Consider the following 6,377-nt stretch of genomic DNA (forward strand, 5'->3'; position numbering starts at 1 on the left):
GCTGCAAATGGTCGGTGTTTGCGTACAAGCAGACAGTCATCCTAATTAATGCAACGACTGCTCATGGCCGGTCAAGGTCTGCAGCAGCCAAACACTGACCGGCGGCTATACGTCAGACTTCGGTCTGTTCCACGATCTTCGGCGCGTCATCCACCTCAATACCCAGATAGCGAACTGAGCTCTCTAGCTTCGTATGGCCAAGTAGTAGCTGCACTTCCCTCAGGTTCTTCGTGCGCCGGTAGATCAGCGTGGCTTTGGTTGTTCGCATCGTTTGGGTACCATATCCTGTCGATTCCAATCCTATCGACTCAATCCAAGCATCAACGATGCGCGTATCCTGGCGCGTCGACAAATGAGGAGAGGTTGAAATACGATTTGGAAATAGGAAATCGTTACTTGCCAGATGGGCACATTGAATCCAAGCCGAAATCGAGTTTCGTGTCTGCCCGGTAATTTCAAACTGGCGTCAGATAACTGCGGCATTTACAGAGCGCCACAAATTACACAGCGAGATCGAAGATCCGCATGGTAGAGAGCATTCGCACCAATTCTGCTTGGCGCGTTACCCCTGTTTTTCTGAAGATCGATTTTAGTTGGCTCCGCACTGTGCTCAGCTCGACGCCGAAATGCTCAGCAGCCTCATGGATCGTCGCGCCGCGTAGTATTTCAGCAGTCAGCCTCGTTTCTGCTGGAGACAGTAAAAACAGCTGTTGCAGTACCATCTGACTCGACGTTTTCATTCGTGCCGAGTCATGCATGATGACCAGCGCCAGCGGTTGATCAGTCATGCTATGAAGATTGTTATGGGCCGGTAACGGCGTGACAAGGAGCTGTATCGTCACATTGCGCTTCGGATTGGTGACGAGCATTCCACTGGCAAACGCAGCACCTTCATCGCCACAAGCCAATTTGATATGACGACTAAACAAACCTGGTGGCGCATACGGCACATCAAGAAGCGCTCCGTTGCTTTTCAAAATGATCTGATTGCGTAGCAGCGATTCGGCTGACGCGTTTGACAACAGTACCCGGCCATGCGCATTCACAACGAACAAAGGTATAAGCAAGCAGTCAAGTGCAGAAGAACAAATCTCTGCCTGATCGTGCACAGATTGAAAGTGTGAGCGAATCCGAATAGCACGCTGCAGGTGCGGAATGACTGCCATTAATAACGCAGCATCCGTTTGATCGTACGGCAGCTTTTGTAACGAGCGCTCTAGAGACAAAAAGCTTTCGATACCTCCTTGCCGCACCAGTGGGCAGATCATCACCGATCCGAGTCCGTAAGGACGCATGAAGTCCTGATAGAACTCGCTACGCTGCATGTTCCGGAGGCCGAAATGATGCTGATCGATATACCATTCACCAACCGAAAAGCCGTCAATGCGGGAGCGCGCCGGATCTACCCAAGTGAAGTGGTCATTGTATTGGCGGCGGCACTCTTCAGGAAGGGACGCGCTTTCGTGGATACTGCCATGGTCGTTTGGCCTATCCCAAACGGTGAGCGTTGCTGATTCGCTCGTCGTCATGTGTGTGATTGCTTCCATTCCAGTTTTCCATAACGCTGGCTCCAGAATGCCTTCATAGAAAAGCGCAACCAATTGCTCTGGAAAAGGTGTGCCTGCTTTCATCTTGCAACCTCGGAAGTCTGTTGCCTGTATGCTCCCTTCGACTATTTAATGCGTCTTCCCCCAAATGGATGAAGACACTGTATGTGATGAATTCTATGCTGCAAATTCAAATGGACAGGTCAAATTCAACTCCCATTGACTCATATCGATACGCCGATTTTTTTCTGAGTTCTGTCGTTACTTTAAGGTACTTTCCGGAAGTATTGCCATGTTCACCAGAAAATTATTCGCATGTATCACCGCACTCCGTCTGCCTCGACTGTCATGGGAAAAGCTTGCGCACTGCCCCGATTTACGTTCGGAACATGCTCACGAAAATTGGGGGCAGGACGTGGTCCAGTGAGTTGTTGCCTGCGACGCATGTCTACGTATAGATGTGTGCCAATGCAATTGTTCATCCAAATGAAATGGCAAATTGAAATTGAAGTGGCACAAACAATTTTCACGACACCCGCACAATATGAATCCTAGCGAACAGAGGGAGATCTTGCTTTGCAACCCCACGCTATTCCAAACAGGCCACCGTTCCAGCTGTGCTGCAGTTTGCATTTCATCGTCTGCCCTTATCCAGTTGGTCATGAGCAAATCACTGTTCGGACACTCCACGCAAGAGAAGCAGTGTGCGACGGAACGGCATTGCTTTTGTCTCCGTATTGTACGTGTTCAACCTTCCCGCAAAAACACTATTAAGCAGACGCTTAAGAGTTTTATGAAAAAAGAGACGCCAATGAAAACACTATCAACGGTTGTCTTGTCAGTCGTTTCCGCAAGCAACCTATTCGCTTGACCACTGCGGGATCTAGTCATGCGCCTTTCATTGCCCTTTTTCGCCTATACCACGCGCTGTTTGGCGCTTTCACTTACAGCACTGGTCATCAGCGCTTGCGGGGGCGGAGGTGGAAGAGATTCGTCGGATATGCCTAGTTCTGTACCCGCCACAATATCCGAGCCTCAAGCCAATACGGTGACGCCCTCCGCCGATGCCGCGTTGCATTCACCATTGTTATAGTAGGAGATGAAAATGAAGATACCGCGTTTACCTCTTATTACTAAAGCGTTCTTTCTCATCGGGGCCTTATCTCCTATGGCCGCATCCGCCTGGGATCCCATCAAGGATCTGACAGGAAAACGGCTTGATGAACATGTCAATCACGTACTCAAAGAGATAGGAAATGCGCCAGAGAGTTGGGCGAGATGCATAAGCGATATAGGCAACTGCGCAGATGATCTTGTAAAGCGCATTCCGTATCTCTATCTAGCACCGGTGGTCGAAAGGTACAAGCAGCATCTTTTCAATCAGGGGGAAGGCAGATGGCAGCGATTCCCACCTTACATCGTGCTGGCCATTCAACGGCACTACCCCGAGATCAATGTTGACGGCATCAGATACGCAACGAATGTAAATACGCTGCACGGCAAACATATTACCTGGCACAACCACATTTTCTTTGTGTCGGATATTGATTTTAGTCGGCCGGAAGATGTATGGACAGTTCTGCACGAACTGGAACATACGGTTCAATATCAGCGACGGGGAGGTGAGCAGCCTTTCTTAAGCGAGTATGTCTTGAAAAGCGCTGGCAAGGTGATACAAACCGGCAGCTTCAATGTTCACGATTATATCGACATTGAGGGGGCAGCTAATAATAAGGCCAACCTCATCGTTGGCGAGGTCATATACAACATCAATAACATATGGTCATCTCGTCCGGAATTGGTCAGCAATATCATCAATGAAGATGGAACGCCGGCGACACAATACAGCAACCCGTTGATTGACGGCAGAACTATCGACGCCTGCATCAATTCAGCAGCGTTCCCGCCTGAGCGAGCAACGCAGTGCTCGGAACCGGCGCAAAGGTTGATCGCAGATGCGTACTGTCGTCGCGCAAGAAATACTGCAGCAGTCGAATGGTCGAGTTATTTCACGGGACAGTTTCAGAGCTCTTACAAGTACCATGCGGATGTGTTAACCGGCGGGCAAATTGTGAACGAAAGATGGGTCGCTGATGACACCGGCGGCGCGATCTTCACCAGTATCTCGTGCCGCTAAGAGGTGTACATGTGTCGCATCTGCTCTTCATCGATCATGATCATGGTTGGATCGGAATGATTTGAAGATTTCCCCTGCTCTGACTGAAGCCGGCACGCGGGCAGGTGGATATGCAACGCCTGTCGAGAAAATTGTGTTGATCTTCATGCTTGAAGGATGTCCCTTTTATGGATCACCTACCTCATCTCTGGCATGGCGTGCGGTGGCGCATATTGGCTAGAACTACAGTTGTAAGTCATATATGGAGAAGGAAAATGAGAACCGCCTCGCTTGGGTCTATAGCCGCAGCAGTTACCTTTCTTCTTTCCGCGTGTGGCGGTGGCGGTGATGCCGCGGTGACGCAAGCCAGCACGACGGAAGTCAACATAGTAGCAAGCAGGACCAACGTCGAGCCGATGACGCCGATTATGCTAAGCGTCACAAACTCAACTGGCCAAGGGTTAGCGCTGCCCGCCAATGGTTTGACTGTACAGATTTCGGCAGCGAGCGATTTCGCAGACCCCCTGGAAGTGACCGCCATTCCCAAAGCGCAGGACAAAGTCTTGGTTTCCATCCCGGATTCATCGGGCTTAATCGTGGGAAGCCCGGTAAACCAACCCTTCATGGCCCATCTGCGCGTTAAGCGAAATTCAGATAATGCACTCTCCAATCCCCTGACGATCAATGTGACGTCCACTGTACTCGATGACCGGTTTTCCAAGCCGGGGCAGGCGACTGTTTTCGCCGGTTTGTTGGCGAAGGCGATTGCAAGAGCATCTGGCGATCCATCTGCGATCGTCTACGCTGGATCAGAAAATGTTGCCAGCCGTACTTCTATGGCGTTTGACAGCCTTCGACAGCTGGGCGCAGACACGACTTCGCTAGACATATTGGCACAGCAATACATTAATGCCATCCTTGGCGACCACTCACCAACTGCGACTGCCAGCAGCTCCAGCAACACAGCGACCGCACCGGTAAAAATGCTTGCCAGAACGCGCTTCTTGAGCTTTGCAGAGGACTATGCCAATACCCAAGCCAAATGCATCAGTGACAACTTCGCCACATTCAACATTAGCGCCATTGCCACTGAACTGAAGTGCGACGTAGATCAAGTCGCCAGAAACGCTCTTGACTTTAACTCCAAACTAGAGAGCTGGAGGGATAGCATCGTCAGTTGGGCGTCCGTGGGATTTAAAATAGCAAACCGGATTGGCGCCAAAACTGTTAGCGCCGGATTCGGTTTTTTTGCGAACATGGGCGAAAAGAATTTTGTCTTGGACCTGTCGGCAAAAATGGCCACTTTCGGGATGCGGGCGACTATAGACGGACGAGATGCGGCACTCCAAATAGCTTCAGAGAATGCAGCGAACAGCATATATTCGGACCTCACCGGAGAATTCGGCAAGACGCTGCATGACATTTCCACTGGTACGGGCTTCGAACAGAAATTTAATGACAGCCTAAGCGAAGTCATTAAGGGCAAAACAGTCGCAGCCGCCGAGAATATTCAACGGAAAGCCCAAGACCTGCAAGACGCGGTCAACGACGCGGCAGCCGCAGCGGAAAACTTCCTTAAGAAAAAGGCACCGAAGGTTCCAGGCCAACAAGCGGCTGGCACCAGCGCTATTTGCAGCGCACTAGGCGTGGATTGCCCCCAAACCGAGTCCACCAAGCCAATAACAGTCGATGAACTTTGTGGCCCATTAGGCGGTCCGGATGCCACCGTTGGTGGCGCAGCCGGCTTACCTGCCGTCACGTGCCGACAGATGCAGGCAGCATTTTCAGATCCTTCGTTTGCAGAGGAGGAGCTGGAATCGTTTGCCGGCGCCACTGAAGAGGAGATTAACGCCTTGACTGCGGCGAATAACGCCTTGCTTGCTTGCCTCCAAGCCACCCCCGTTGCCTCCGACGCCTGCGCTCCCGAGTCTAAAGCTGTTGAAGAAGCGAACGCGCCGGTATTGAATAAGATCGCTGGCGTATTGGGGGCAGTTCAAGGCTTTACTGCGAAGGAGTTTAACTGTCCTGCCGGCTACACGAACCGAGGATCAATGGACAAGACATCTCCGCACCCGTTGCTCTGTAGCCATAGCTCGTTAATTGTTAACACCACCAGCTGTCCCAATGGAAGCTACGATGCGATGGACAAAGGGATCAGGACGCAATCGACGACTTGCCTATGGTTCGACCGCGACTTTTTCCAGCCAGGTAGAACGTGCCGGCCTGGCTATTCGAAGGCGTTGTATCACGGGTATGAGACCTGTCGCTGGTCGGGATTGAGAACCGGACAACCGGCCGTGCAAGCCGTCGATCGGAAGACAGGCAAGATGAGCATCATTCGAGATTAAGAAAGGCGCATCTATACTCACGTCTTGACTAAGGGCGACCGTGGAAGCGTGTCGCCGACCGATCACCTCGGCTAAACAACGCTCCCACTTTCCGCTTTGGGGAGAAAAAAGGTGACGGCGATGATCCGCTTTTCGCCCTGAGTCACTCGTCAAGGGATTTTTAGAGCTGTTTGGCCGGTGTGACTAATGGCGAGCCATGGCGCTTCAATGTGTCCAGGTAAGTTGCTTCATTATACGGTTGCCGGTTTTTCCAAACCTTGTAGAGAATCCGGATCCACTTGAACGCTAAAGCACGTATCGCCACGCCGTGGGCGGCACCCTTGTTTCGCTGTTGCCGATAGAACGTCCCAGCCCATGCTGACCGGG

3 protein-coding genes and 2 pseudogenes are annotated in these 6,377 nt (G+C 51.4%); 2 read left to right on the forward strand and 3 right to left on the reverse strand.

Annotation, left to right across the window (positions count from 1 at the left end; all coding sequences use genetic code 11):
* Nucleotides 1-112 precede the first annotated feature (112 nt).
* Both ACFQUU_RS16030 and ACFQUU_RS16035 read right to left on the reverse strand, forming a co-directional pair.
* Nucleotides 113-463 (reverse strand): annotated as a pseudogene (locus ACFQUU_RS16030) (tyrosine-type recombinase/integrase); the annotation flags it as partial.
* A 37-nt stretch (nucleotides 464-500) separates the two neighbouring features.
* Complete coding sequence (locus tag ACFQUU_RS16035; RefSeq protein ID WP_382248862.1) at nucleotides 501-1,631, reverse strand: helix-turn-helix transcriptional regulator; 1,131 nt, start codon at nucleotides 1,629-1,631, stop codon at nucleotides 501-503.
* 1,021 nt (nucleotides 1,632-2,652) lie between these two features.
* Between ACFQUU_RS16035 and ACFQUU_RS16040 the strand changes: the two genes are divergently transcribed.
* Together ACFQUU_RS16040 and ACFQUU_RS16045 are read left to right on the forward strand one after the other, a co-directional pair.
* Nucleotides 2,653-3,684: a hypothetical protein gene (locus ACFQUU_RS16040; RefSeq protein WP_382248864.1), complete on the forward strand. Its 1,032-nt coding sequence runs from the start codon at nucleotides 2,653-2,655 to the stop codon at nucleotides 3,682-3,684.
* 254 nt (nucleotides 3,685-3,938) lie between these two features.
* Nucleotides 3,939-6,011 carry a hypothetical protein gene (locus ACFQUU_RS16045; RefSeq protein ID WP_382248866.1) on the forward strand — a complete coding sequence of 691 codons (2,073 nt, stop codon included), beginning with the start codon at nucleotides 3,939-3,941 and terminating at the stop codon, nucleotides 6,009-6,011.
* Between the two features lie 160 nt (nucleotides 6,012-6,171).
* Here the strand turns inward: ACFQUU_RS16045 and ACFQUU_RS16050 are convergent.
* Nucleotides 6,172-6,377 (reverse strand): annotated as a pseudogene (locus tag ACFQUU_RS16050) (IS110 family transposase); the annotation flags it as partial.

Origin of the sequence: Herbaspirillum sp. GCM10030257, assembly GCF_042666555.1 — a bacterium.
Classification (GTDB): Bacteria; Pseudomonadota; Gammaproteobacteria; order Burkholderiales; family Burkholderiaceae_D; genus Noviherbaspirillum.